The 24,963-nt window shown below is 40.3% G+C and carries 24 protein-coding genes; 16 read left to right on the forward strand and 8 right to left on the reverse strand.

The annotated features are described in order from the left end of the window. Positions 1-7 precede the first annotated feature (7 nt). From infC to rplT, 3 genes are all read left to right on the forward strand, one after another. On the forward strand, positions 8-577 hold the full coding sequence (gene infC, locus ACFE6N_RS05855; protein ID WP_051691975.1) for a translation initiation factor IF-3: 570 nt from the start codon (positions 8-10) through the stop codon (positions 575-577). A gap of 29 nt (positions 578-606) precedes the next feature. Further along, complete coding sequence (rpmI, locus tag ACFE6N_RS05860; RefSeq protein ID WP_010600880.1) at positions 607-807, forward strand: 50S ribosomal protein L35; 201 nt, start codon at positions 607-609, stop codon at positions 805-807. A 73-nt stretch (positions 808-880) separates the two neighbouring features. After that, positions 881-1,225, forward strand: a complete 345-nt coding sequence (rplT, locus tag ACFE6N_RS05865) for a 50S ribosomal protein L20 (RefSeq protein WP_025144714.1) — start codon at positions 881-883, stop codon at positions 1,223-1,225. A 233-nt stretch (positions 1,226-1,458) separates the two neighbouring features. Here the strand turns inward: rplT and ACFE6N_RS05870 are convergent, their stop codons facing one another. The 5 genes from ACFE6N_RS05870 to ACFE6N_RS05890 all read right to left on the reverse strand — a co-directional run bounded on the left by ACFE6N_RS05870 (position 1,459) and on the right by ACFE6N_RS05890 (position 7,837). After that, positions 1,459-2,910 carry a DUF294 nucleotidyltransferase-like domain-containing protein gene (locus ACFE6N_RS05870; protein ID WP_145854695.1) on the reverse strand — a complete coding sequence of 484 codons (1,452 nt, stop codon included), beginning with the start codon at positions 2,908-2,910 and terminating at the stop codon, positions 1,459-1,461. Beyond that, positions 2,900-3,577 carry an exonuclease domain-containing protein gene (locus ACFE6N_RS05875; RefSeq protein ID WP_378934712.1) on the reverse strand — a complete coding sequence of 226 codons (678 nt, stop codon included), beginning with the start codon at positions 3,575-3,577 and terminating at the stop codon, positions 2,900-2,902. Before ACFE6N_RS05875 ends, ACFE6N_RS05870 begins: the two co-directional genes overlap by 11 nt. 214 nt (positions 3,578-3,791) lie before the next feature. Beyond that, the gene (locus ACFE6N_RS05880) at positions 3,792-4,535 is read right to left on the reverse strand and encodes an MIP/aquaporin family protein (RefSeq protein WP_378934714.1); all 744 of its coding nucleotides are present in this window, start codon (positions 4,533-4,535) and stop codon (positions 3,792-3,794) included. Positions 4,536-4,743: 208 nt separating this feature from the next. Continuing rightward, positions 4,744-6,234: a glycerol kinase GlpK gene (gene glpK, locus ACFE6N_RS05885; protein ID WP_378935024.1), complete on the reverse strand. Its 1,491-nt coding sequence runs from the start codon at positions 6,232-6,234 to the stop codon at positions 4,744-4,746. Between the two features lie 34 nt (positions 6,235-6,268). Continuing rightward, the gene (locus tag ACFE6N_RS05890) at positions 6,269-7,837 is read right to left on the reverse strand and encodes a glycerol-3-phosphate dehydrogenase/oxidase (protein ID WP_378934716.1); all 1,569 of its coding nucleotides are present in this window, start codon (positions 7,835-7,837) and stop codon (positions 6,269-6,271) included. Between the two features lie 161 nt (positions 7,838-7,998). Between ACFE6N_RS05890 and ACFE6N_RS05895 the strand changes: the two genes are divergently transcribed. After that, complete coding sequence (locus ACFE6N_RS05895; protein WP_090979524.1) at positions 7,999-8,763, forward strand: DeoR/GlpR family DNA-binding transcription regulator; 765 nt, start codon at positions 7,999-8,001, stop codon at positions 8,761-8,763. Positions 8,764-8,805: 42 nt separating this feature from the next. Continuing rightward, positions 8,806-9,195: a response regulator transcription factor gene (locus tag ACFE6N_RS05900; protein ID WP_145854687.1), complete on the forward strand. Its 390-nt coding sequence runs from the start codon at positions 8,806-8,808 to the stop codon at positions 9,193-9,195. A gap of 67 nt (positions 9,196-9,262) precedes the next feature. Here the strand turns inward: ACFE6N_RS05900 and ACFE6N_RS05905 are convergent, their stop codons facing one another. From ACFE6N_RS05905 to ACFE6N_RS05915, 3 genes are all read right to left on the reverse strand, one after another. Continuing rightward, a complete protein-coding gene (locus tag ACFE6N_RS05905) occupies positions 9,263-10,276 on the reverse strand; it encodes a zinc-binding alcohol dehydrogenase family protein (RefSeq protein ID WP_378934718.1) in 1,014 nt (337 codons plus the stop codon). 323 nt (positions 10,277-10,599) lie between these two features. Continuing rightward, positions 10,600-11,910 (reverse strand): NRAMP family divalent metal transporter, encoded by a 1,311-nt coding sequence (locus ACFE6N_RS05910; protein WP_378934720.1) that lies wholly within the window; start codon positions 11,908-11,910, stop codon positions 10,600-10,602. Positions 11,911-11,935: 25 nt separating this feature from the next. After that, positions 11,936-12,316, reverse strand: a complete 381-nt coding sequence (locus tag ACFE6N_RS05915; protein ID WP_378934722.1) for a hypothetical protein — start codon at positions 12,314-12,316, stop codon at positions 11,936-11,938. Between the two features lie 109 nt (positions 12,317-12,425). Between ACFE6N_RS05915 and ACFE6N_RS05920 the strand changes: the two genes are divergently transcribed. The 11 genes from ACFE6N_RS05920 (at position 12,426) to ccoS (ending at position 24,919) form a co-directional block, all read left to right on the forward strand. Next, a complete protein-coding gene (locus ACFE6N_RS05920; RefSeq protein WP_378934724.1) occupies positions 12,426-12,824 on the forward strand; it encodes an LOG family protein in 399 nt (132 codons plus the stop codon). After that, positions 12,779-13,147, forward strand: a complete 369-nt coding sequence (locus ACFE6N_RS05925) for an LOG family protein (protein WP_378934726.1) — start codon at positions 12,779-12,781, stop codon at positions 13,145-13,147. The genes ACFE6N_RS05920 and ACFE6N_RS05925 overlap by 46 nt, the downstream gene beginning before the upstream one ends. A 109-nt stretch (positions 13,148-13,256) precedes the next feature. After that, complete coding sequence (locus ACFE6N_RS05930; protein WP_378934728.1) at positions 13,257-14,714, forward strand: L,D-transpeptidase family protein; 1,458 nt, start codon at positions 13,257-13,259, stop codon at positions 14,712-14,714. Positions 14,715-14,818: 104 nt separating this feature from the next. Then, positions 14,819-15,691, forward strand: a complete 873-nt coding sequence (locus ACFE6N_RS05935) for a universal stress protein (protein WP_378934730.1) — start codon at positions 14,819-14,821, stop codon at positions 15,689-15,691. A gap of 304 nt (positions 15,692-15,995) precedes the next feature. After that, complete coding sequence (locus ACFE6N_RS05940) at positions 15,996-17,777, forward strand: hypothetical protein (protein ID WP_378934732.1); 1,782 nt, start codon at positions 15,996-15,998, stop codon at positions 17,775-17,777. A gap of 55 nt (positions 17,778-17,832) precedes the next feature. Further along, positions 17,833-19,035 carry a PAS domain S-box protein gene (locus ACFE6N_RS05945; protein WP_378934734.1) on the forward strand — a complete coding sequence of 401 codons (1,203 nt, stop codon included), beginning with the start codon at positions 17,833-17,835 and terminating at the stop codon, positions 19,033-19,035. A gap of 9 nt (positions 19,036-19,044) precedes the next feature. Further along, a complete protein-coding gene (locus tag ACFE6N_RS05950; protein WP_378934736.1) occupies positions 19,045-20,076 on the forward strand; it encodes a response regulator in 1,032 nt (343 codons plus the stop codon). Between the two features lie 496 nt (positions 20,077-20,572). Next, positions 20,573-20,998 carry a hypothetical protein gene (locus ACFE6N_RS05955; RefSeq protein WP_090979501.1) on the forward strand — a complete coding sequence of 142 codons (426 nt, stop codon included), beginning with the start codon at positions 20,573-20,575 and terminating at the stop codon, positions 20,996-20,998. A gap of 1 nt (position 20,999) precedes the next feature. Further along, a complete protein-coding gene (gene hemN / locus ACFE6N_RS05960) occupies positions 21,000-22,346 on the forward strand; it encodes an oxygen-independent coproporphyrinogen III oxidase (RefSeq protein WP_378934738.1) in 1,347 nt (448 codons plus the stop codon). A gap of 12 nt (positions 22,347-22,358) precedes the next feature. Further along, the gene (locus ACFE6N_RS05965; protein WP_378934740.1) at positions 22,359-24,743 is read left to right on the forward strand and encodes a heavy metal translocating P-type ATPase; all 2,385 of its coding nucleotides are present in this window, start codon (positions 22,359-22,361) and stop codon (positions 24,741-24,743) included. Beyond that, positions 24,740-24,919 carry a cbb3-type cytochrome oxidase assembly protein CcoS gene (gene ccoS, locus ACFE6N_RS05970; protein WP_090979494.1) on the forward strand — a complete coding sequence of 60 codons (180 nt, stop codon included), beginning with the start codon at positions 24,740-24,742 and terminating at the stop codon, positions 24,917-24,919. Before ACFE6N_RS05965 ends, ccoS begins: the two co-directional genes overlap by 4 nt. Positions 24,920-24,963: the final 44 nt, after the last annotated feature.

The following is a 24,963-nucleotide window of genomic DNA, read 5'->3' on the forward strand; positions in this document are numbered from 1 at the left end:
TACAAATTTGGCATTAGGAAGACCAGGATTTAACAGGGGACCACGTCCACCTTTTAAGAAAAAAGAAGCAGAGCATAACATTAATCAGTATATAAAATCGCCTGAAGTGCGTTTAGCTGGCGATAATGTTGAACCGGGGATTTATCCTTTGGCGAAAGCTTTGGCACTTGCTGATGAACTGGAATTGGATTTGGTAGAGATTTCTCCAAACGCTGTACCGCCAGTTTGTAGAATTATTGATTATAGTAAGTTTGTTTACGAGCAAAAGAAAAAGCAGAAAGAAATTAAAGCTAATGCCAAACAAACTGTAATTAAGGAGATCCGTTTTGGGCCTAATACCAACGATCACGATTTCCAGTTTAAATTAAAACATGCAGTGAGCTTTTTAGAAAACGGTGAAAAAGTTAGGGCTTACGTGCATTTTAAAGGCAGGGCAATTGTGTACAAAGAGCAAGGAGAGATTTTATTGTTAAAATTTGCCCAGGCTTTGGAAGATGTAGGAAAAGTGGAACTGTTGCCTAAATTGGAAGGTAAACGGATGTTCCTGACCGTTGCGCCTAAAGTAGCAAAAAAATAAAAACAATTTTATAAATTAAATAACAGGTTATGCCAAAAATGAAAACCAATTCCAGTGCTAAAAAGCGTTTTTCGCTTACTGGAACAGGTAAAATCAAAAGAAACAAAGCATACAAAAGTCACATCTTAACCAAGATGAGTACTAAACGTAAACGCGCGCTTGGAAATGCAGGAATTGTAACAGATGCAGATTCAGGTAACGTAAAACGTATGCTTTGCATCGGAAAGTAATTCATTAATTTCACCAGGTATCAGGCATTAAAGTTCCTTAACCGGACGCCGCTTACCAAAAAACAACAACAACATGCCACGTTCGGTAAACGCAGTAGCTTCGAGAAGAAGAAGAAAAAAGATCCTTAATTTAGCCAAAGGTTATTGGGGAGCAAGAAGTAAGGTTTATACTGTTGCTAAAAACACAGTAGAAAAAGGTTTGCAATATGCATACCGTGACCGTAAAGTTAAGAAAAGAGAATTCCGCGGATTGTGGATCCAACGTATCAATGCTGGTGCACGTCAACACGGTATTTCTTATTCTCAATTAATCGGTAAATTAGCTTCAAAAGAAATCGGTTTAAACCGTAAAGTATTGGCTGATTTAGCAATGAATCACCCAGAAGCTTTCAAAGCTGTAATTGATGCAGTAAAATAGAAATTTTCGCCTAAGCGATATTCATATTTTAAAAGGGTTCCGATGCAAATCGGGACCTTTTTCTTTAAAAAAAGGATCGTCACCCAGACCTGTAGCGCAAGCGGAAAGCCAGACTGTAAATTTACTTCAGGGTCTTCCGTTAAAGTGTTAGTAGGATAATAGATGCTGAATTTATTCAGCATGACGGCTGCGTATTATAAACGATCAGTATCAAACGCCTTACGCATTGCGGCCTAACCCAGGCTATTGGTAAACTTCATTCTAATCCCACTCTGAAAGTTGAGGATGATTTTAAAGATTTCGATCAGTGTTACCTTCTCAATTTTAGTTAAACTATCAATTTCAATAAAGTTATTTGGGGCTGCCTGATTATTCATGATCAGATTGGCCTGGTGTTTTAATCTTAATCCCATCAGGTAATAATAGGATTGGGAAAGCTCATTAAATTGCTTTTCACTAAAAACGCCCAGATCTCTTAAAGCCTTTAAACGTTCGCCGGTATTCTCCTTTTGGAAAATCCTGTTTTGTAAAGCATATACCCTCGCCAGGTCGACAATGGGGGTCATGGCAGTTTTAATATCAAATACCTCTTTTTTATGAATTTTTTGCGTTCTGATATTTTTAAAATAGGTAAGGGGCGGCTCGTAAAGCAAAGCATTTTTAGCGAGGTATACGTAGAATTTTTCAATGGGTTTTTGCAACTCTTCATTTACGAATGACCTCAGGCTTTCCATGATTGCCAGATCCCCATAGATGGCCCTGCAATCGAAGAATGCAGCAAATTTCACAGCAGTTTCAGGCAGAGCTTCTTCAATCCAGTTTTTATAATTATACTTCCAGTGCGATAATGAATGCGTCCAGTTTGGATTGGTGGCCATATAGTCGCCGTCGCAATATACAAAGCCCACAAAGTTCAACTTATCAGAAACCTGGGTTGCCAGATCGAGAAAGTAAGAGCGTACGGCCGCTCTATTTTCTTCCGCCGTATCTTCATATATAATGGCATTGTCCTGATCGGTTTTTAAACTCAGCTCTTTTCTACCCTCACTGCCCAAAACCATAAACACAAATTTGGCAGGCGGTGGACCTAATTTAGCAATAACATCTTCAATAATTTTAAAAGAGATGGTATCGGCAATGGTGGTCACTACCTCGTTTACAATCTTCGAGTGCACACCCCGCGTTAGCAGTTGAGATACGATGCCCGGTACTTTCTGCCATTTAAGTTTTAAATCGTTTGTATTTACAGCGGACTTTACCGATTGGATAAAAACCAATGGAGACTCCGCTTGTTCACTCAACAGGCGGTTTCTGCTTAAAAAACCAACAAAATTTCCGTTATCGTTTACCAATAGATACCGCGATTTTTTGCTGAACATCATCAGTATAGCCTCATACACATAAGCATCTGGTGTTATGGTCATGATATTGGTATCCATTACTTCATCAATAGGCAAATCTGCACTCAATTGCCTGGCGATGACATTATCTCTCAAAGTAATGTCAGTTACAAATCCTAAATAATCTCCTTCGTCATTTTTAACAAAAAGACAGCTGGTTTTTTGCTCCGACATTTTAATCGCAGCTTCAAAAATTGGTGTGTGGGGGCTACAACTCACAATTTTTCTGAAAGTAATATCTCCAATACGGGCAGTATAAATTCGATCGGCGAGTCTATCTTCCATTAAAAAGTTCCTTTAAAATTCTTTTAAACGAAAATTCTTTTCTCTTTTCTTTCTCCATGTTAAAGGTATGCTCCTGTTGGTAAATTGAAGGTAAGTTAATTTTATCTGTTTTTAAAAGGTGAAAGAAAATCTTTGCAGTGTTCAGTGTATCAGATAAAGCGTTGTGGATGTTTTCGGGCGCCTCATTAAATAAAATGGTGTAAAATTTATCCAGTTTTAAGTGACTGATTACGGTATTGGTAATATAAGGTGCACTTGCCTTCATGGTACAGAAAAATGAGAGGTTTTTAAATATGTTTTCTTTACCAAGACGGTATAATTCGACATTTACCATATGATAATCAAGTTCAATAAAGTGGCCTATCACCAAAGGTTTGTACTTTTCTATATCGTCAGCAAACTGGAACATCACCTTATCTTTGTTTTCTCCATACTTATGCAGGTATTCTGGGGTGATTTTATGAATTTTTAGTGCTGACTGGTCAATGCTGAAATCGGTATTCTTGATGTAGTGATTCTCACGCTTAATTTCTTGATAGGCCTGATCATAAATAATCCATGCAATTTGAACAATATAAGGCCAGTTCTTTTCTTTAGAATAAGGGGCAGTCCAATTTTTAGGCAGGCCCGAGGTTTCGGTATCAACAACGAGGAAGTATGCTTGCAATTCTGATTGGTTAGATAAATAGTAGCTGGATGTTATTTCAAAGATAAGTATTATTCGGTAGCGGCATAATTAAATTGAGTGTTGCTTTGAGAAAAGTACAACAAAACCAGGAGCCAGGAAGCTCTGCTAAACAGAATCTTTGTAGACAGCGCTGTCCGTTTCAGTTCATATTAATACTTTTTTTGAATGCATTCGGCGGGTATTTCCGAAGATATCACGATTTACTAATGAGCAAAAATGCCAGAGCGGCCAGTATCGAACCTATAGCAGGACCAACAATCGGTACCCAGGCATATGCCCAGTCGCTGCTTGCTTTTCCTTTCATTGGGATTAAAAAGTGAATAATCCGCGGACCCAAATCTCTCGCCGGATTGATGGCATAGCCAGTTGTTCCACCTAATCCCAAACCAATTACCCAAACTAAAAATGCTACGGGGATTGCACCGATGGAGCCTAAACCAATAGGTGTGGTCACTGTTTCTTTCGTGCCCATGCTGGCATCGGTAAAATAAAAAATCACGAATATTAACACGAATGTTCCGACAATTTCTGATAACAAATTCGAGGGCATGTTTCTGATGGCCGGAGCAGTTGCAAAAGGTGCGGCCTTTAAAGCCTGATCGTCAGTAGCGTCGAAATGGTCTTTATATATCAACCAAACCAGAAACGATCCTGTCATGGCTCCGGCCAACTGGGCTAAAACATAAAATGGAACCAGCGCCCAACTAAAGCCTTTTCCAATGGCAAGTGCGAGGGTTACTGCCGGATTTAAATGTGCCCCGCTATAAGGACCTGCAACAACAACCCCTGTAAATACGGCCAGGGCCCAGGCAGTTGTAATAACTATCCACCCTCCGTTATTACCTTTTGTGCCTTTAAGCACTACATTAGCTACAACACTGTTTCCTAAAAGAATCATGATTGCAGTACCTATAAATTCTGAGAGATATACATTCATTATAAAATTTTAAGCGATTGAATTAATTTTTAGGTCGTTTAGAATTAAAAGCAATTTGCAGCAGGCATCTGTTTAATCCAAGCTAAGGATGCTGCCGCATAAATATCAATTGTCAATCCCGAGTTAGTCGAATGGTCTGCTTTAAATCTCTTACAAGCTGTCTCGATGAATTGCAATTTGTTTTATCGCCCTCTGCGATAGTCGTTTACTAGCTTTCTGCACTCACCCTTGCTGCTTTTACGGCCCTGTTCCAGCCTTTTATTCGTTCTGTATTATCAATTCCTGCTTCAGCAATGAAAGTTTTGTTGATTTTCCATTGCGAACGGATCTGATCGATACTTTCCCAAAAACCGGTAGCTAAACCGGCAAGGTAGGCAGCGCCAATAGCGGTTACTTCAGTTACATCGGGTCTGATTACCTTACAGTTTAGCAGATCGGCCTGAAACTGCATCAACAAATCATTGGTGGTGGCGCCGCCATCCACTCTTAACTCTGAAATATTTACACCCGCATCTGCTTCCATCGCTTTCAGCACATCCATCGTTTGGTAAGCAATACTTTCTAATGCTGCCCTGGCAATATGTGATTTGTTCGTGCCGCGGGTTAATCCGGTTATGGTGCCGCGTGCATGTTGATCCCAATGCGGAGCGCCCAAACCTGCAAAAGCAGGAACCACATAAACGCCATCGGTATCATTTACTTTTTTAGCTAAAGTTTCTACGTCAGCCGATTTAGAAATCAGTCCCATTTCATCACGCAGCCACTGCACAACGGCGCCACCTATAAAAATACTGCCTTCTAAAGCATAATTTACTTTGCCATTAATTTGCCAGGCGACGGTGGTTAACAGGTTGTTGACAGAAATTTTTGGCTTTTCTCCGATATTCATCAGCATAAAACAACCTGTGCCGTAGGTGTTTTTTACCATTCCGATTTCGGTACACATTTGCCCAAATAAAGCCGATTGCTGATCGCCGGCAATCCCTGCAATCGGGATTTTTGCAGCCAGTATTCTTCCTGCCGTTTCACCATAAACCTCGCTTGATGATTTTACCTCCGGAAGCATTGCTTTTGGGATAGAGAAAAGCTCGAGCAATTCTTCATCCCAGCTTAAAGTATGGATGTTATAGAGCATGGTTCGGGAGGCGTTGGTTACATCAGTTACATGTTTTGCACCTGCTGTTAATTTCCAGATCAGCCAGGTATCTATGGTGCCAAAAGCCAGTTTTCCTGCTTCTGCTTTTTCCCGTGCGCCTTCAACATTTTCCAAAATCCAACGGGCTTTAGTGGCAGAGAAATAAGAATCTATGATCAAACCTGTTTTCTGCTGTATTTTATCGCCGAGCCCTTTTGCCTTAATTTCATCGCAATAGCCAGCAGTACGCCTGTCTTGCCATACGATTGCGTTATAAACCGGTTTTCCAGTTTCTTTATCCCAAACCACAGTGGTTTCGCGTTGATTGGTAATTCCGATAGCTTCAATATCGCCTACGGTTAAGCCTGCTCTAACAATTACTTCTGTTACAACAGCCAATTGTGTAGACCAGATTTCCATTGGATCATGCTCTACCCAACCTGCCTTAGGATAAACCTGTGTAAATTCGCGCTGCGCGATGGCAACAATTTCGCCATTATAATTAAAAATAATAGCCCTCGAACTTGTGGTTCCCTGATCGATGGATAAGACGTATTTACTCATCATTAAAAGTTGGTTAGCGGTTTCTGCCTTTTAGTTATTTTATATATTCATCATAAAGGTAACCATCAGCTAATTTATTGAAAGTTTTAATTTGCTCGGTTTTCCAGTTTTCATCTGCAGCTAATTCTTTGCAAAGTAGAGCGGCTACCCTAGGCGCCATATCTTTAGCAGCCTGTGCATCAATAAATAAGATCCTTAATCTCCTGCTTAAAATATCTTCTACAGTTTCTGCCAATTCGTTCCTTGCAGACCAAACCACTTCGGCTTCAATGAACGGAAAAGACGGATGTAGTGGTTTTTCAAGGCCGGGGTTTTGTTTAATCAAGGCTTCAATTTTACTACGATCTGATCCATATATGGCCAGATGACCACTTCCCGAACTGGCTGTACTCCCGTGTATATTTAAATTCTGAGTTACACATGCTTTATGTTTTAAACCCGCATGTGCAATAGCTAAATTCACTGTTTCTTCCGCCATTAGGCGGTAGGTAGTCCATTTGCCGCCGGTAATCGTAATCAATCCCTTTGCGGATACAATCAGTTTATGGTCTCTGCTGATTTCCTTTGTGCTGTTCGGATCACCAGAGGTAGGGGCAGCCAGGGGGCGTAAACCTGAGAATACGCTTAAGATATCTTTTGCTATGGGTTTGCGGTTGAAATAGCCTGCTGCCGTACTGATAATAAAATCTACTTCTTCTTTTAATGCCCTCGGTTCTAAACTATGTTCGTTTAACGGCGTATCGGTAGTGCCTACCAGTAAATGCTCATGCCAGGGAACAGCAAATAAAACCCGCCCATCAGTGGTTTTTGGGATCATTAGTGCTGATTCACTATTTAAAAAGGTTTTGCTGAGGACCACATGTACACCCTGACTGGGCCTTACCATCTTCTTTGTAGCAGGATTGTTCATTTGCAGGATATCATCGACAAATACTCCCGTTGCATTAATGACAACTTTACCCTTGTATTGAGCTGTTGAACCCGTTATAGTGTCTTCTGTTGCAATACCGGTAACCGCATCACCGCTTTTTAAAATGGCTGTTACTTTGGTGTAGCTGAGTAATGATGCACCCTTTTCGATAGCCGTTTGTGCAATGTTAATGGCCAAACGGGCATCATCAAACTTGCCGTCATAGTACCTGATGCTTCCTTTTAATCCCCGTGCTTTAATGCCAGGCATCAAACTTAGGGTTTCTCTGCTGGATAAAAATTTAGATTTGCCAAAGCTGTATTTGCCCGCCAGCCAATCATAAAGGGTAAGCCCCGTTAAATATTTTACAACAGAAAACCAATCATAGCAGGGAATCAGAAATTGTTCTTTATCTACAAGGTGTGGAGCGTTTTGTTGTAACAGACCACGTTCTTTCAGTGCATGTTTAACCAAAGAAATGTCACCTTGCGCAAGGTAGCGGACACCTCCGTGAACCAGCTTGGTACTCCTGCTGGATGTTCCTTTGGCAAAATCAGCCTGTTCTACCAATAGCGTTTTAAAACCACGACTTGCAGCGTCTAGTGCCGTACCTAAACCTGTTGCACCCCCACCAATAATAATAAAATCCCAATTTATATCATCAGCCGGTTGATGTGCGTGCAATCTTTTCATTGGTTTGATAACAATCGATAACAAAACGAAACTATTCGCAATTATAATAAATCCTGATCGAAATAATATGTTAAACAGGTTAAAAATTTATTAAATATTTATCTAAAATATGTTAAAGAATGTTTTTATTGCTAATTTGCAGCACGCTAATTTAATTTACTATGATGAATTTGGCTGAGAGGCATCAGTTTATTTTAAGTCGCCTGCAACGTGATCAATACATTAATGTTGTGGATTTGTGTAAGGAATTGAAAGTGTCTTCGGTAACAATAAGAAAGGACTTAAAACTACTGGAAGACAAGAGTCTGCTGTTTAGAACACACGGTGGTGCCACGATAAACAATCCCTACACGGTAGACCGTCCGGTTAATGAGAAAGAAAAAATACAATCGGCGGAGAAGAATAAAATTGGAATGGCTGCAGCCGCATTGCTGAATGATAACGATTCTATTGTGATTGCTTCGGGTACTACAGTACTTTATTTTGCGAAGAACATTGCCCCTGCAACCAATTTAACAGTTGTTACTTCCGCATTAAATGTGGCGCTCGAATTAATGCGCGAACCTGGCATTGAAGTGATACAATTGGGTGGCTTACTCAGAAAAAGTTCTTCCTCGGTTATGGGCGCTTATGCGGAGCAGGTTTTGCAGGATTTTTATTTTAATAAACTTTTTTTAGGGGTAGATGGCATTGATTTAGATTTTGGTGTAACCACTACCAATGCGATGGAGGCGCATTTGAATCGCAAAATGATCGGTGCATCACAAAAAACGATCGTACTCGCTGATTCTACTAAATTTGGAAAAAGAGGTTTCGGAAAGATATGCGGATTGGAAGAAATTGATCATATCATAACCGATAAAGGAATTTCTGAACAAATTGTAAAACATTTAGAGGGTTTGGGTGTTACTGTTACTATCGTGTAGCGCATTCCACGCGAACGGACATCCCAAACATATAATTTGAACATGGAAAAAAAACGAATACACATTTTAGAAGACGATCAGGAAATCAGAAACGTGATTGAAATCCTGTTAAAAGAAGAGGGTTTTGAATTACAGCTTTCTTCGTCCTTTGCGGAACTGAAAAAAAATATCCAGGATGCAATGCCTGATCTTTTCTTATTAGATGTAATGTTACCAGATGGAAACGGAGCAGAGATATGTGAAGATTTAAAAACTGATATTTTTACCAAACATATCCCGATTATTGTAATGTCTGCACAGAACAATAGCGAGCAAAAAGCAATTGATGCATTTGCTGATGATTACATCAGCAAGCCTTTCGATATTTATAACGTGTTGGAACGCATTAACGCGCAGCTAAAAAGAAGTTCAGAGAACAGGGCTAAAGTTTAGTTGAGAATAGGATATAAAAAAGGAGAGAAGCTGGTTAGGTTTCTCTCCTTTTTTTTACAGGCATTTTTTAATATTCAATAACCACTTTGCCAATGGTTTTTCCACTCTCCAACAGGCGGTGAGCCTCTTTTAAGTTCTCTACTGAAAATCCCTTAAGCGTTTGGTTTAATGTAGTTTTAAGGGTGCCATCATCTAATAATTTTGCTAACGCGTTTAAAATATGGTGCTGTTGTTCCATATCGTCAGTCTGGTACATCGAACGGGTGTACATCAGCTCCCAAGAGAAAGTAACACTTTTGTTTTTTAACTTATTTAGCGCGACAGGTGTGGCAGAGCCCGTTATTGATACAATATGGCCTTGTGGTTTAATCAGTTCTACCAAAGTATCCCAATAGTTATTCAGGTCTACCAGGTCAAGAATAAAATCTACTTCCTTTAAACCTGCTGCGTGTACTTCTTCAACCAGGTTTTTATGATCTACGACCACATCGGCACCCATGGCCTTACACCAATCTTTTGTCTCTGGTCTCGAGGCTGTGGCAATCACTTTTAAGCCACTTATTTTCCTGGCCAATTGTATGGCAATAGAGCCAACGCCCCCTGCACCACCAATAATCAGGATGCTTTTTCCTTTATCTTTAGGTTCGGCGATACGGATGCGATCATAAAGTGATTCCCAGGCCGTAAGAGCGGTTAATGGCATGGCGGCTGTCTCAGCGTAGGTTAGTGTTGAGGGTTTTAAACCTGTTATGCGTTCATCAATCAATTGATATTCGGCATTCGAGCCGCTTCGGGTTAAATCTCCGGCATAGTAGACTTCATCTCCGGCTTTAAAAAAAGTAACATCTTCTCCAACGGCTTCAACCGTGCCAACAGCATCCCAGCCAATTATCTTGGGTGTTTCCAATGCGGTGTCTTTTGCGCTGTTCTGCCGGATTTTAAAATCAACCGGGTTTACGCTGATGGCTTTTATCTTTACAAGTAAGTCTCTCCCTTTTGGTTCTGGAACCGGTGTTTCAAACATGATGAAACTTTCGCTTTCGTCTATAGGGAGTGAAGTTTTAAATCCTATCGCTTTCATTACTGGTGAATTATTTTAGTTAAAGATATTGTTTTTTGCATGGCAAATATAAACTGATGAACCTTAATGTTGCCATATATCTGCAATATGATAGAGGATTCGGAACAAAAAGCTGATACCTTTAGATCACATTCAGGCAAAAATTTTTAATCTGGAGAAATGAAAAGCCGGGAAGTGGATTGTCGATTTAGCACAAGGGAAAATCCTGATAAGCTCCTTTGCGAATGGATGTTTTTCGTTGTTTTTAAACCAGAACCGGTTTAAAATGCTATAGCTCTTTGCCCTGTAGCGTATGCTAAATTTGTACAGTCGCTACGCCAATGTCAGTTATTTATGAAAGAAACAATCATACCAATAATTGCCAGTGCCATAGCCCCGAAAGTGATCCAGACTATTATATTAGCGGTTTTTGAGCTTTTGTATTTTCCCATAATAAGTTCACTGGAAGAAATTCTGGCGATAATAAAAAGCAGCGGAACCGCAGCAATTCCATTTAAAACAGCCGCATATATTAAAGCTTTTATCGGATCGATTCCAATAAAATTAATCATCAGGCCAATTAGCGTTGCAATCGTGATTACGCCATAAAAACCATTTGCTTTTTTAAACTTTAGATTTAAACCGGTTTTCCAATCGAGAGTTTCTGAAATGGCATAAGCTGCCGAGCCTGAAAGTATAGGTATTGCCAAAAGGCCCAATCCGATAATACCAGTGGAAAAAATCAATTTTGCAATGTAGCCTGAATTAGGAAAAGATCTGACCAACGGTTCAAGCGCCCTGGCTGCATCAGCGGCATCTTTAATATCTGTATTGCCCGAACGGTGGAGAACAGTAGCGGCTACAACAATGATGCACCACGTAGTAAGCTCTGACATAATCATTCCGGTTGCATTGTCTATCCGCATGTTATGCAACAGCCTCTTGGTAACCAAAGGTTTGCCATTTTTTAACAGGCGTTTTGATTTTTCTTCCTCAACTTCCTGAGAGGCCTGCCAGAAAAACATATAGGGCGAGATGGTGGTTCCTAAAACGCCTATGATAATAAAAATGTATTCAAAATTAAAGCTGAAACTGGGAATGAAAGAGGCTTTCAATAAGGTAAGCCATGGTTGTTTAACAATGATCAGGGTTAAAGGGTAGGCCAGCAGACTCAGGGCAAGCCATTTTAATATCCTTGAATAGGTTTTGTAGGTCGTAAATATTTCGAGTAATAAAGTGACAGAAGTAAAAGCAAGGGCAAGTACTGCAAATGGCAAGGGTATGATTAACGCTGCTGCTGAAGCCATAGCGCCAATATCTGCTCCGATGTTTATGGTATTGGCAACAAGCACGGTACCCACAATAAAATAGAGTACTCTTTTGCTGTAATATTCTTTTATAACGGCTGCAATTCCTTTTCCCTGTACTAATCCAATGCGGGCGCAGGTTTCCTGTACCACAATCATTAAAGGCAACATATAAACCGCAGTCCAAAGCTGACTATAGCCAAATTTTGCTCCTGTCTGGGTATAGGTGGCTATGCCCGACGGATCATCATCAGCTGCCCCTGTGGTTAGGCCCGGCCCTAAAAGCTTTGCCCAGTTTTTAAGACGTATTTTTTGCTGTTTAAGGCGGGCTATCAATGTTGCTTTCATAAACCAACGGGGCTATGTTTTTAGTTTACATCCATTCTGCTGCAAAACGATAAAATTCATGTCTCATCTCTTCAAATAAATCAACCTCACGCAGGTATTCGGCCTGTAACTCCTCGTTCTTTTCGAACACACTTTGTTCTATAAATCCGTTTGTATCTTTTATCTCGCCGGCCAGCACCTCTATATTTTTCAGCAGGTGATGTTTGAGTACTTCAATCTTGTCCTGATGGATGATAAAGAGGTTTTGAAAGTGTTCTATCCCAATCATGGTTTCTTTACCTGTATTTGCTTTTGCAATTTCGTTAAGCCTTTCTCTTAGGATTTCCAATGTCTCCGCGTAAAAATCGAGTCCACGGATGCTGTCGCCGTGTACGTTATTAAGGTGTTTAATGCTAATTTTTTTCATATACAATTTTAATTATTTAAAGTTTTGGCTGTAATGATACAGCGCAGTTCGGAAAGTGATACCCATCATATCTGCTGCCTGGCCTGGGAGTTAAATTTGGTTAAAAAAAATGGCCAGTAAATCAGAAATAGAATTCCTGGAAGGGCCACGGTCCAGAGCTAAGGAGTTCATTTTTACGCTAAAAACGGTACTAGATCTGATCAGGGGATTTAGAGGATTACATTTTGTAGGTCCCTGCATTACCTTTTTTGGTTCTGCACGTTTTGCTCCCTATCATCCCTATTATAAATTTACAGAAAAAGCTGCAGGAGCTTTTGCACAACTGGGATTTACGATTATGACCGGTGGTGGCCCTGGATTAATGGAAGCAGCCAACAAAGGTGCGCAGGCAGTTGGCGGCCGCTCGGTAGGCTGCAATATTTCATTGGCAAGAGAACAAAAACCAAACCCATATCTGGACAAATGGGTGAACATGAATCATTTTTTTACCCGCAAATTTTACTGGTAAAATATTCTTTTGCTTTTGTGGTGCTGCCAGGAGGATATGGTACACTTGATGAATGTTTTGAGGCACTGACGCTCATCCAGACTCAAAAGATCAAGGATTTCCCTGTAATTGTGTTTGATCGAAAATATCACCAATCCCTTTTAGAGCATATTGCAAAGATGAAAGAAGAGGGAACAATCGCTGAAAATGACCTCAGTCTGTTTTTGGTAACTGACGATATTTCTGAAGCCGAGACCTTTGTTAAAATGCATAGCATCAAAAAATTCAACCTGAGGCCAAAACGAAAAATAAAGCCTTTTAAATGGTTGTTTGAGCATTCATAGGCTTTCATCAGCGACTCGATAACCTGTAAGATATCATTGCAAAAAGTGATCGGAATCATTAAAATATGATGATTGTATTTTGATATTTATCGTTGTAAATCAATCTGTTATGAAAAATAAAAATATTCAGAGAAGCTTCGGTACGGTGAAGCTGATTTTTATTTCCTTAACGCTTTTGTGGGCTTTCTTATTGGTCTATAATGCTTTTGGAGTTTGCCTTAAAAAAGATGGATCTGTTATATATACCGATTCGTTGTCCCTTAAAAAAGAAATTGTTAGCCTGCAGCAAAAGCTGAACTATCCTAATCTGGTTGACCGCTTTTATCAGGACAGGCTGTACAAGCGTGCCTGGGTAATGCAGGATACTGTTCATTCAGATATCTGGGCGTCGATGTTACTGATGGATTGCGTATTACAGTTTGGTTTGAACAGAAACGATTTTCATCCCGATCAGCTCACTTATGATGCGCTTCGCCCACTTACCAGTCCAAATGCCAAACTACAGGAACAGGAAATTTTTGATCTCTATTTAACAGATGCCCTGATCACGCTCATCAACCATCTTCACTACGGTAAATTTAACCCTGTATTCACCACCGAACGATTGGAGTCGAAAATACCACTTGATTTTGATCCGGTATCGCATCTCAAGAAAGCGATGGGGCACCCTGATTTTATGGCCAATGTTACCTCGGCCCAGCCGCAGGCAGATATGTATAAAATGCTTCAGGATTATCTCCATCTGGTTAAGGGGCAATATATTGATGACTGTTATGAATTTCCGGAAGGTGATGCCAGAAAAATGGCCATTAATATGGAGCGCCTGCGGTGGATAAATAAAGGAGATCTTTATTTGATACAGATCAACATTCCTTCCTACACACTTAAACTGGTTAACAATGATCGCGTAGTGATCTTTAAAACCATTGTTGGTAAGCCCTCCAGCCCGACACCAGAGTTGGAAAGTAAGGTGAAGTACATCACTACATCGCCAGACTGGAAAGTGCCTCATAAAATATTTACGACTGAGCTGTTACCCAAAATATGGAAAGATTCGACCTATCTGATCAATAACCATTACAGTATTTACGATAGAAAACAAAACATAGTGTCCTTAACCAAAAGTACTATAGCAGCGATCAAAGCTAATCCTAATCTGTATGATGCCAGGCAGTCGTCCGGTTGTGATAATGCACTGGGCAAGGTAGTATTCCGGTTTCCCAATGCTTTTGATATTTACCTGCACGATACTCCAGAACAGAAATTATTTAAAAAACCAGAAAGAGCATTCAGTCATGGCTGTATCCGGGTAGAAAATGCTGGTTTACTTGCCGAACTGTTATTAAGGAACGATGGAGCAGCCGATAAGGTACCTGCTTTGAAATCATCAATGGTTAACATGCGTAAAAAAGATTTTCATCTTAAAAATACTGTTCCGGTAAAAATCACTTATATCACCTGCGAGGTTAATGACGGGCAGCTCCGTGTGTATCCGGATGTATATCACCGCGATCAGGTTTTGGAAAGTTTAATGTTTCCTGTTAATAATAAACTGGTAAAGAAGTAATCTGCTTTAAATAATCAGTTTTCTATATGTTAATCATCTGAAAATTGAGGATACTCATATTTCCACCCGGCGCTTTTCAAACTTTATACTAAAATAAAACCAATATGAAAAAGATTCTTGTACCTGTCGATTTCTCTGCAACAGCAGAAAATGCGGCTGATTATGCAACTGAACTCGCCCATGGTATAGGTGCGAGGGTAGAATTGGTCAATGTTTTTCAGATGCCGGAGTTTTCGCCTGTAGCCGCATCACTGGTTTGGCCTCACGAGGACTATAAATTGCTTGAAGAAGATGCTAAAAAAGCCTTGAACAAACTGGTCGGAAAAGTGGAGGAAAAATTTAAAAAAGCTCACCACGAACTGGATTTTAAAGCAGAAGTATTCGGTAGATTACTCCATGGAGAAATTGATCAGGAGGTGGGTAAATACTTCGCCGAATGTAAAATGAATCTGATTGTGGCCGGTTTAAACCGGGCAGACCGGTTGATGAAAGCGTTAATGGGGAACATGACCAGGAAAACAATTGAACTTAAAATGCCCGTGCTGTTTATTCCATCATGCTGTCGGTTTAATACTCCCAAAAAGATCGCTTTTGCCACCGACCTTACTTCGAGCGATATATCGGTTTTATGCACGCTTGCTGAATTGGCAAAGCCATTTAATGCCGAAATTTTGATTATGCATTCAGATGATGCTAACGGTGCGGAAATTTCCCATCAACAAATTGCAGACTTCCTGCAGCTGGTTGCCGACAAGGTGAATTATCGCAATATTTACTTCCGTCAGGTAAAAAGCGAGCAGGTGAAAGATGGTTTGGACTGGATTGTAGAAAACGGACAGATTGATATACTGACTATGGTGCACCGAAAACATGGTTTCCTTCATCATCTTTTTAAAGGAAGTTATACTGTTGATATGTCTGATCATATCCAGATACCGCTTTTGGTTTTACCTCCTGCTCACTGTGTTCCTGTTTGAACCTAATTCCAGCCAATTTCATCAGGATGAGGCACGTAACGATTCAAGCCCTTGGCACAGGTAAAAAATAAAATTTAGCGTGATTTTAAAGAGATAAAAGTCCGGATATGCCATCAGGTGTGTTCCTGTGCATTTATGGCTTGAATTTTAGCTGATGAGCTTAACTTTTCTGTCGCGAAAAAGTGATTTCGCTCATTTTTTGGTTTGAGCCTTATCATCACTACATCCGTTAAAGCAGGGTAGTTTTGTTGGAGAATTATTTAGTCTTTCAGTTAGGTTAAAGGCTATTTTATACCAAAATACCATGTTACATTCATTTCATATTCCCGTTTTGGGCCTGGGTTATTCTATTGATACCCCGTTAAAAGTTGCCAGATATGGCGTTTCTTCTGTACTCTCTATTGTTGACGATGAATTGGTAGAGCGTATGCGCGCTTATCATTCGCAGAATAGATCAGTATATTACGAGGCAATCGGAAAAGATGAACCTGATAGTCGTAGCAAACGGATTACCTCCTACCTCAACTTTTTATCCGATTGCATAAACCAGGATTTTAAAGCTTTAAAACAGCAGGATTTTGGTAAGGGAACTGATATCTGCCGTTACTTTGAACTTTTGCCCGACACTTCAAAATTAAAACATGGGTATGAACTGATGATGGATTACCCTGATGGAGAAGCCAAGGAGATCTTCAAATCTGTACTCAGAAATACAATGCGGATGGGTAGTATCGATGTTAATATTATGGCAAAGGTAGATAAAATGAACTATGTTGACGGGGAATACACTGGCGACGATCATACGGATGCGCTGGCCGCTTTACGGGGTTTTGCTGAAAGTAAGCTCAATGCATCGGTTATACTTTCTGCAGGGATGAACCCCAAATTGTATAGCTATATCGCGGATTTCGCAGACTTCTTTCCAGATGAGAATGAATCGTTAAAAAAACAAATTATCTTAAAAGTAAGTGATTTCAGGTCCGCTTTAATCCAGGCTAAATTCCTGGCCAAAAAAGGTTTATGGGTATCAGAGTTCAGAATTGAATCGGGTTTGAACTGTGGTGGACATGCGTTTGCTACCGATGGATATCTGCTCGGCCCGATCCTGGAGGAATTCAAAACCAAAAGAAGTGAAATGTATCTGGAGCTTTTTGAAATGTATCAGCTGGCTTTGGTGAAAAAGGGAATTCTGGTTGAAGAGGAGCCCAAACAAAAGATCACGGTGCAGGGCGGAATCGGAACCGCTGCAGAACATAATTTTTTATTGCAGCACTACCACCTTGATGCCGCAGGCTGGGGAAGTCCTTTTTTATTGGTGCCAGAAGTAACCAATGTGGATTCGAATACCTTAACACAACTTACTGCTGCAACCGAACAGGATTTTTATTTAAGCAATGCTTCACCATTGGGAATCCGTTTTAATAATTTCAGAAACAGCAGCATAGAGCAACAGCGGACGGAGCGGATTGAAAAGGGTAGGCCAGGAAGCCCCTGTACCAAGAAATACCTGTGCAACAACACCGAATTTACCGAACAGGCTATTTGTACTGCATCGCGGGAATATCAGCACTTAAAGATCAAAAGCCTTCAAACGGCCGGCCTAACCGCTGACGAATACGAAAAACAATTTACTGAGGTTACTGGAAAAATATGCCTTTGCGAAGGACTTTGTTCTTCAAACTACCTAAAATACGATATGCTGAAACCAAAAGAAAATAAGGCTGTTGCCATTTGCCCGGGACCCAACCTGGCTTATTTTTCTGATGTATACTCGTTTGACGAAATGGTTGGCCATATTTATGGTAAAATTAACCTGTTGGAGCAGGTTGAACGTCCGCACGTTTTTATCAAAGAGCTTAATCTTTATATCGATTACCTGCAGGAGGATATTAAGCAACATATACAACAGTTTAGTGACAAAAAGATAAAACAACTGAATGGCTTTAAGCTGCAACTGGCTGAGGGGATCAATTATTATAAGAAACTTTTCAGCGAAATGACAGATCAGGCTTCAGATGACTTTAAGCAATTATATGAACAGTTGGCAAGTTCGAAAAATAAACTTGATACACTGATTGTTGGATAGGAAAAGAGATCGTTGATACTTTATTCTATATTTACAACATATTTGAAGCATAATAATGGATAGGTCGAAATTTTTGGATGCGATTATTGAAAACGCGATAGATGGGATTATCACCATTGATGAAAAGGGGATGATAGGACATCTAAATCCTGCGGCGCTTGAGCTTTTTGGTTATAGCAGGCAGGAGTTGGTGGGCAGAAACATTTCCGTTCTGATGCCTGAACCGGACCATTCGCACCACGATGAGTACCTTGCCAGATATGAAAATACGGGACAGAAACATATTATCGGTATTGGACGTGAGGTTTCCGGAAAGCGTAAAGATGGCTCTATATTCCCGTTCAGACTAGGGGTGAGTGAGATCAAATTTCCAGACCGTAAAATTTATACAGGTTTTATTCACGATCTCAGCAAAGAAAAGGCCAACGAAGAACAGATTAAAAGTTATACTGAAAAACTTGAAGTTAAGATAAAGGAACGTACACAGGACCTGGTTAAGCTTGTTTCAGAACTGGAAATGGCGAAAGAAAATATGCGTGCACTTTTTCAAAAGGAAAAAGAACTCAACCAGCTTAAAACCAGGTTTGTTTCTATGGCTTCGCATGAGTTTAGGACGCCCCTTAGTGCGATTCAGCTATCCGCATCGCTAATTGATAAATATACGACCAAACATGACGTAGCCAGTGTAGAGAAGCATACCTTAAAAATCAAAAATTCCATTAATAACCTCACTACAATATTGAACGATTTTCTCTCACTTGAAAAATTGGAAGCAGGTAAAGTAGAGGTATCGGCACAAGCTTTTAACATCATCAGTTTTGCAGAAGAGATAGCAGAAGAGATGCAGATGATGACCAAACAGAACCAGCATATTATTTACGAACATACCGGAACGACAGCTGAGGTTTACCTGGACCCTAATCTGTTGAAAAATTGCATCATCAATCTGATTTCGAATTCGATCAAATACTCGGGCGAGGACACACTCATCCAGTTCAATTCTATTTTGAAAGATGATGAACTGATTTTAGAAGTAAAAGATAATGGTATCGGTATTCCAGCTGCTGATCAGGGCAATCTTTTTGAGCCATTTTTTAGGGCGCACAATACCGGCGATATTCCAGGGACAGGCTTGGGTCTTAATATTGTTAAAAGATATGTTGGCCTGATGAACGGCACGGTAGCCTGCAATAGCGAGCAGCATTCGGGTACTGTATTTACGCTTACTTTTCCCTTTAAAAATAATTTTATCATTTAGATTTATCGCATGAACAGGAAAGTTTTAATTATTGAAGATAATGACGATATCAGGGAAAGTACTGCTGAAGTACTGGATCTGGCCGGTTATAAAACTTTTACGGCTAAACACGGAAAAATCGGTGTCGAAATGGCGGTTAATCATCTTCCAGATGTAATTCTGTGTGATATTATGATGCCTGAGCTGGATGGATACGGTGTTTTGTACCTGCTGAACAAAAATCCTAAAACAGCCAATATTCCTTTTATTTTCATCACGGCAAAAACCGAGCGTGCAGATATGAGAAAAGGCATGGAAATGGGCGCCGATGATTACCTCACCAAACCCTTTGATGATACTGAACTTTTCAGGGCAATAGAAAGCAGGTTTAAGAAAAAGCAGCAGGCCAGTAGTTTTAGTTTGGCAGAAGGCAATGGTGAAACGGTAATGGATGAACTGCGAAAGAAAGGTAAACCACGGGCGGTAAACAGCAAACAGGTGATCTATATTGAAGGTGACGAACCCGCACACCTTTATTACGTGGTAAAAGGGCAGGTAAAAACCTACAAACGTTTTAAAGATGGCAGGGAACTTTCTTCGGGCCTTTATCATGATGGCGATTTTTTCGGTTATGAAAGTTTATGTAACGGGGAACTTTACGCAGAAAATGCTGCTACGCTCACTGAATCAGAAATTATCCATATTCCAAAAGCCGATTTTATGGAATACCTGCTCAGTCACCAGGTTGTATCCAAAACATTTATTGGTCTGTTATCCGGCAATGTACGCGATAAAGGAAAACAAATGCTGCAATTGGCCTATTCATCAGTACGGAAAAGGGTAGCTGAAGCTTTATTACAGGTGGCTACAAAATTTGGCGACGGCGAGGCTAATACCTGCACAATCCGGATCTCGCGCGATGATCTTGCTGCATTGGTAGGTACTGCCAGTGAAACGGTAAGCAGAATGCTCGCTGATTTTAAAGATGAAAAACTGATCGATAAAACCGGTAATGCCATTAATATTTTATCCATTGAGAAACTCAGGAATATTAAGCAATAACGTTTGGCCCATTGTCCGTTGGGTTAAAGGTGTAATTGGTGAATCGGTTAATTGGGGTTGGTGCCCAGAGAAATCTGTTGTATGTGGTGTCAGATGTTTCCATCTGACACTAAGAAATTATCTGTGGTGTCGGATGTTTCCATCTGACACTAAGATATTTTTAAAGCGCAAGTCAAGCCAACCCACAGTACCCGAAGCGCTACGACTTGCGCTGGAAAAGGTTCATTGGTATTCGGCTTAGTTGTTAACTCCAAATTGTCAACTGAAAACTGATTACATCTGTGGTGTCGGATGTTTCCATCTGACACTAAGATATTTTTAAAGCGCAAGTCAAGCCAACCCACAGTACCCGAAGCGCTACGACTTGCGCTAGAAGCGGGACTCAAGACTGTAGACTCAGGATTAAAAAAAAGTAACCAATATCATTTTTTTCTCTAAGCATTCTCACCTGTCGCCTTAAGCTTCCTTCATAGTTTTGTATATATAATTATCATATATGAAAGCTATAGCTTATAACATTAAGCCTGATGAAAAGGAATGGTTGGTACTGGCCAATTACAAAAAACACGATATTACTATAATTGCCAATAGCTTAACAGCTGATACGCTTTCATTTGCAACTGGTAAAGAGGCGCTTTTGGTTTTTAACAACGATGAATTAAGTAGTGACATGATATTGGGTCTTAGATCATTAGGTATCAAATATATTGCGACATCATCTTCACAAACAGATCATCTTGATCTTAATGCCGCAGGGCTTGCAGGCATGAAGGTTGCCAATGTTCCGCTGGAGGCTGATCAGGCCGACACCAAGGCGAGGATGGAACAGGTAATCAAAAACCTCGATCAGTGGGCAGCTGGTAAATGCGTAGGTAAAGCCTGTTGCTGCCAGAGTGAATGCGCAACCACTAAAAAACTGTAAAATGGAAGATGCAGAATTGCTTAAAAAATATAACGTTGCTGCTCCACGCTATACCAGTTATCCAACTGTGCCATACTGGGATATTGAAAGCTTTAATACTCATGAATGGCTAAACAGGGTATCCAAAACCTATGCAAGCCACAAAGATGAAGGGATCAGCTTATATATCCACCTCCCATTCTGCGAAAGCCTGTGTACCTACTGCGGCTGCAATACCCGTATTACCAAAAATCATTCGGTAGAGGTTCCTTATATTTTAGCTGTACTTGCTGAATGGCGCATGTATGTAGATGCCTTGCGGGAGAAACCGAAACTAAAAGAGTTACACCTTGGTGGTGGAACGCCTACTTTTTTTAGTGCAGAAAATCTCGGTCTGCTGATTAATGGCATTATGCAAGATGCAAGTCTGGCTCCTGATGCTGAACTTTCTTTCGAGGCTCATCCAGCCAATACCACCAAAGCACATTTAACAACACTTCATCAGCTTGGTTTTAGAAGATTAAGTTTGGGCATTCAGGACTTCGATCCTAAAGTGCAGTTTTTGATCAACCGCTTTCAAACACCTGCACAGGTTGCTCAGGTAACCAGCGAGGCGAGGCAAATTGGTTATACCTCCATCAACTTCGATCTGATTTATGGACTGCCTGGTCAGTGTATTGACGGATTGGAGCGTACCGTAAATGATGTGATTGGTATGCAGCCGGATCGCATTGCCTTTTACAGTTATGCACACGTGCCATGGTTAAAGCCCGGGCAAAGGCATTATACCGAAAAGGATATTCCCATGGGCGATGAAAAATTTGCACTTTACCAATTTGGCAGAAAGTTACTGATTGATGCTGGTTATGAAGATGTAGGCATGGACCATTTTGCCCTGAAAAGCGATCTTTTGTTTCAGTCAATGGCAACGGATAAACTCCATCGTAATTTTATGGGCTATACCAGTCAGCATACCCATTTACTCATCGGTCTTGGGGTTTCATCGATCAGCGATAGCTGGACCGCTTTTGCACAGAACCCCAAAACAGTAGAGGCTTATCTGGATAAAATTGCGCAGCAGTCACTACCTGTAGAAAAAGGGCATTTTCTCACTGATGAGGACCTCGACATAAGAAAACATATCCTAAATATCATGTGTAAGAATAATACTGCATACCGCGACAAAATCCCTGAAAGGGTACAGGAACGGCTTTTGCCTTTATTACATGATCAGCTGATATCGGTAACGGAAAACGAAATCAGCATCACCAACAGGGGAAAATCCTTTCTCAGAAACGTCTGTATGGCATTCGACGAGAAATTATGGCTTAAGCAGCCTAAAACACAACTTTTCAGTTCATCAATATAAAAAACGATTACAATGGAAGATCAACATAAAACCGCAACCAAAGCCATTTGCTACCACTGTGGAGAAGATCTGCCCAAGGTAAAATATCAAACAGACGATAAAGATTTTTGCTGTGCGGGCTGTATGGCTGTTTTCAAGATTCTTTCAGAAAATAACCTTTGTAATTATTATGTATATAACAATAATCCAGGCAGGCAGTTAAAAAATGAAAGTCATTTAGAATACCTCGACGATCCTAAAATCATTGATCAATTAATTGATTATAAACATGGAAATTCGAGTATCATCACGTTTTACATTCCCGCAATTCATTGTAGCTCCTGCATTTGGCTACTGGAACACCTTTATAAAATCAACGCAGCTATTTTCAGCTCACGGATTGATTTTCTTAAAAAGCAGGTCACTATTCAATTTAACCATGAAGAGATTTCACTAAAACATTTGGTTGAAACCTTAAACCAGATTGGTTACGAACCCTTAATCAGTCTTCAGGATGTGGTTAAAGCCCATAGCAGTTCGGTAGACAAAGCTTTAGTGCTGAAAATTGCTGTCGCCGGGTTTTTAATGGGGAATGTGATGCTTTTCAGCTTTCCAGAATACTTTGGTTTATCGGGTTTTGAAAAACAGTTTCAATACTTATTCGGCTGGTTAAATCTGGCATTTTCTATTCCTGCTGCTTTCTACTGTGGACGCGATTATTTTACCTCGGCCATTACCAGCATCAAACACAAACATATCAATTTAGATACGCCATTAGCACTAATTATTGCAGTATTGTTTTTACGTACCGCATTTGAAGTCATTTTTGCCACCGGACCTGGTTTTGCTGATACTTTAACAGGTCTTGTATTCTTGCTTTTAATGGGTAAGTGGCTTAAACAGCGTACTTACCACCATATTTCTTTCGATCGTGACTATCGGTCTTATTTTCCCATTGCCGTCACTACCATCCAGAATGGTAAAGAAAAGCCTGTAGCCATTAACGATATAAAAATAGGTGACAGGTTGTGGATCAGAAACGGAGAACTGGTACCCGCAGATGCCATTTTAATGAAAGGTGATGCCTGGGTAGATATGAGCTTCGTTACCGGTGAATCGGAACCGATACATAAAGTACTGGGTGAAATCATTTATGCGGGAGGACGGCAAACTACCGGGGCAATAGAACTTGAAGTGATTAAACCGGTTTCGCAGAGTTACCTCACGGGGCTCTGGAACAATGAAAATTATAAAAGCAATGTTGAAAAGCAAAATTTTAACGATTCTGTTGCGAAATACTTCAGCATTGGCGTTTTTCTGATTGCCTTTGCCGCTACAGCCTACTGGTTGTTTCAGCACGATAGCCATAAAGCCTGGTCGGCATTTACCGCGGTCATTATTGTAGCTTGCCCATGCGTACTGGCTTTAAGTACACCTTTTACGTTATCGGCCATCTTATCTGTTTTTGATAAAAAAGGATTTTATGTTAAAAATACTGATGCGGTTGAAGAACTGGCCAAATGTGATACGCTGATTTTTGATAAAACAGGTACCCTGACCAGTAATGAAAATGCCGAAATTTCTTTTAGCGGATCTCTAACACACGAAGAGAAACTAATTGTGGCTTCACTGTTGCGCAATTCTGCCCACCCCTTAAGCCGGCATATCTTAAAAGCCTTAAACGTTGAAAGATTTTATTCACTTCAGGATTATAAGGAGGTGGTAGGGAAGGGTTTATCAGCGAAGATCAATAATCATGTTATTTATGCAGGACATTTATCTATGCTTCCTATAACCATAAAATCGGTTAGTGAAACCGGCGTACATATTTTGATTGACCATGTTTACAAGGGATGTTTTGATATTAAACAACAATGGCGGCCCGGATTGGGACAGTTGGTTTCGAAACTTTCTAAATTTAAACTGCAGGTTTTATCAGGCGATACGGATAAGGACCATTCCATGCTGAAGACTATTTTTCCAGAAAACACGTCTATCAGGTTTCATCAGCGTCCGCACCAGAAATTGGCCGCCGTTTTAAGTCTTCAGGAAAATGGGAATAAAGTAATGATGCTGGGTGATGGGCTAAATGATGCCGGCGCTTTGAAGCAGAGTAATTTTGGGATAGCCTTAACCGATAACATCAATAATTTTACACCAGGCTGCGATGCCATTTTACAGGGAAGTGCATTGAACTTTCTACCAAACTTTATTCAGCTCAGTAAAGATGGGCTTAAAGTTATTAAAATTAGTTTTGCTATTGCTACAGCCTATAACTGCGTCGGTATTTACTATGCCGTACAGGGAACGCTATATCCACTGGTTGCAGCGGTGCTGATGCCGGTCAGTACGGTCACCATTATTTTATTTACTACCCTGGCTACCCGCTGGTTTGCCCGTAAAAACAAATTGATATGAATATCCTTTACTTCTTAGTTGGCTGCAGCGTTTTAATGGCACTCATTTTTTTGGGTGCTTTCTTTTGGGCTTATAAAACCGGTCAGAACGATGATGTGCACACTCCTGGCATGCGCATCTTGTTTGACGATGAAGTAACCGGCGAAAAAAGTGAAGAAGATCACTTTTCCAGCTAACACACGTCATGCTTTATCTCTCTGCTGCAGGATACCTTTGGTGT

Origin of the sequence: Pedobacter sp. BG31, assembly GCF_042464845.1 — a bacterium.
GTDB lineage: Bacteria > Bacteroidota > Bacteroidia > Sphingobacteriales > Sphingobacteriaceae > Pedobacter > Pedobacter suwonensis.

Bases quoted from the DNA above. Each gene is read 5' to 3' on its own strand.
- ACFE6N_RS05900 (WP_145854687.1), top strand. From the start codon at position 8,806: ATGGAAAAAAAACGAATACACATTTTAGAAGACGATCAGGAAATCAGA.
- ACFE6N_RS05965 (WP_378934740.1), top strand. From the start codon at position 22,359: ATGGAAGATCAACATAAAACCGCAACCAAAGCCATTTGCTACCACTGT.
- ACFE6N_RS05950 (WP_378934736.1), top strand. From the start codon at position 19,045: ATGAACAGGAAAGTTTTAATTATTGAAGATAATGACGATATCAGGGAA.
- hemN (WP_378934738.1), top strand. From the start codon at position 21,000: ATGGAAGATGCAGAATTGCTTAAAAAATATAACGTTGCTGCTCCACGC.
- ACFE6N_RS05910 (WP_378934720.1), bottom strand. From the start codon at position 11,910: ATGAAAGCAACATTGATAGCCCGCCTTAAACAGCAAAAAATACGTCTT.
- ACFE6N_RS05915 (WP_378934722.1), bottom strand. From the start codon at position 12,316: ATGAAAAAAATTAGCATTAAACACCTTAATAACGTACACGGCGACAGC.
- ACFE6N_RS05920 (WP_378934724.1), top strand. From the start codon at position 12,426: ATGGCCAGTAAATCAGAAATAGAATTCCTGGAAGGGCCACGGTCCAGA.
- ACFE6N_RS05945 (WP_378934734.1), top strand. From the start codon at position 17,833: ATGGATAGGTCGAAATTTTTGGATGCGATTATTGAAAACGCGATAGAT.
- ACFE6N_RS05930 (WP_378934728.1), top strand. From the start codon at position 13,257: ATGAAAAATAAAAATATTCAGAGAAGCTTCGGTACGGTGAAGCTGATT.
- ACFE6N_RS05940 (WP_378934732.1), top strand. From the start codon at position 15,996: ATGTTACATTCATTTCATATTCCCGTTTTGGGCCTGGGTTATTCTATT.
- glpK (WP_378935024.1), bottom strand. From the start codon at position 6,234: ATGAGTAAATACGTCTTATCCATCGATCAGGGAACCACAAGTTCGAGG.
- ACFE6N_RS05890 (WP_378934716.1), bottom strand. From the start codon at position 7,837: ATGAAAAGATTGCACGCACATCAACCGGCTGATGATATAAATTGGGAT.
- ACFE6N_RS05925 (WP_378934726.1), top strand. From the start codon at position 12,779: ATGGGTGAACATGAATCATTTTTTTACCCGCAAATTTTACTGGTAAAA.
- ccoS (WP_090979494.1), top strand. From the start codon at position 24,740: ATGAATATCCTTTACTTCTTAGTTGGCTGCAGCGTTTTAATGGCACTC.
- ACFE6N_RS05935 (WP_378934730.1), top strand. From the start codon at position 14,819: ATGAAAAAGATTCTTGTACCTGTCGATTTCTCTGCAACAGCAGAAAAT.
- ACFE6N_RS05905 (WP_378934718.1), bottom strand. From the start codon at position 10,276: ATGAAAGCGATAGGATTTAAAACTTCACTCCCTATAGACGAAAGCGAA.
- rpmI (WP_010600880.1), top strand. From the start codon at position 607: ATGCCAAAAATGAAAACCAATTCCAGTGCTAAAAAGCGTTTTTCGCTT.
- rplT (WP_025144714.1), top strand. From the start codon at position 881: ATGCCACGTTCGGTAAACGCAGTAGCTTCGAGAAGAAGAAGAAAAAAG.
- ACFE6N_RS05880 (WP_378934714.1), bottom strand. From the start codon at position 4,535: ATGAATGTATATCTCTCAGAATTTATAGGTACTGCAATCATGATTCTT.
- ACFE6N_RS05870 (WP_145854695.1), bottom strand. From the start codon at position 2,910: ATGGAAGATAGACTCGCCGATCGAATTTATACTGCCCGTATTGGAGAT.
- ACFE6N_RS05955 (WP_090979501.1), top strand. From the start codon at position 20,573: ATGAAAGCTATAGCTTATAACATTAAGCCTGATGAAAAGGAATGGTTG.
- ACFE6N_RS05895 (WP_090979524.1), top strand. From the start codon at position 7,999: ATGATGAATTTGGCTGAGAGGCATCAGTTTATTTTAAGTCGCCTGCAA.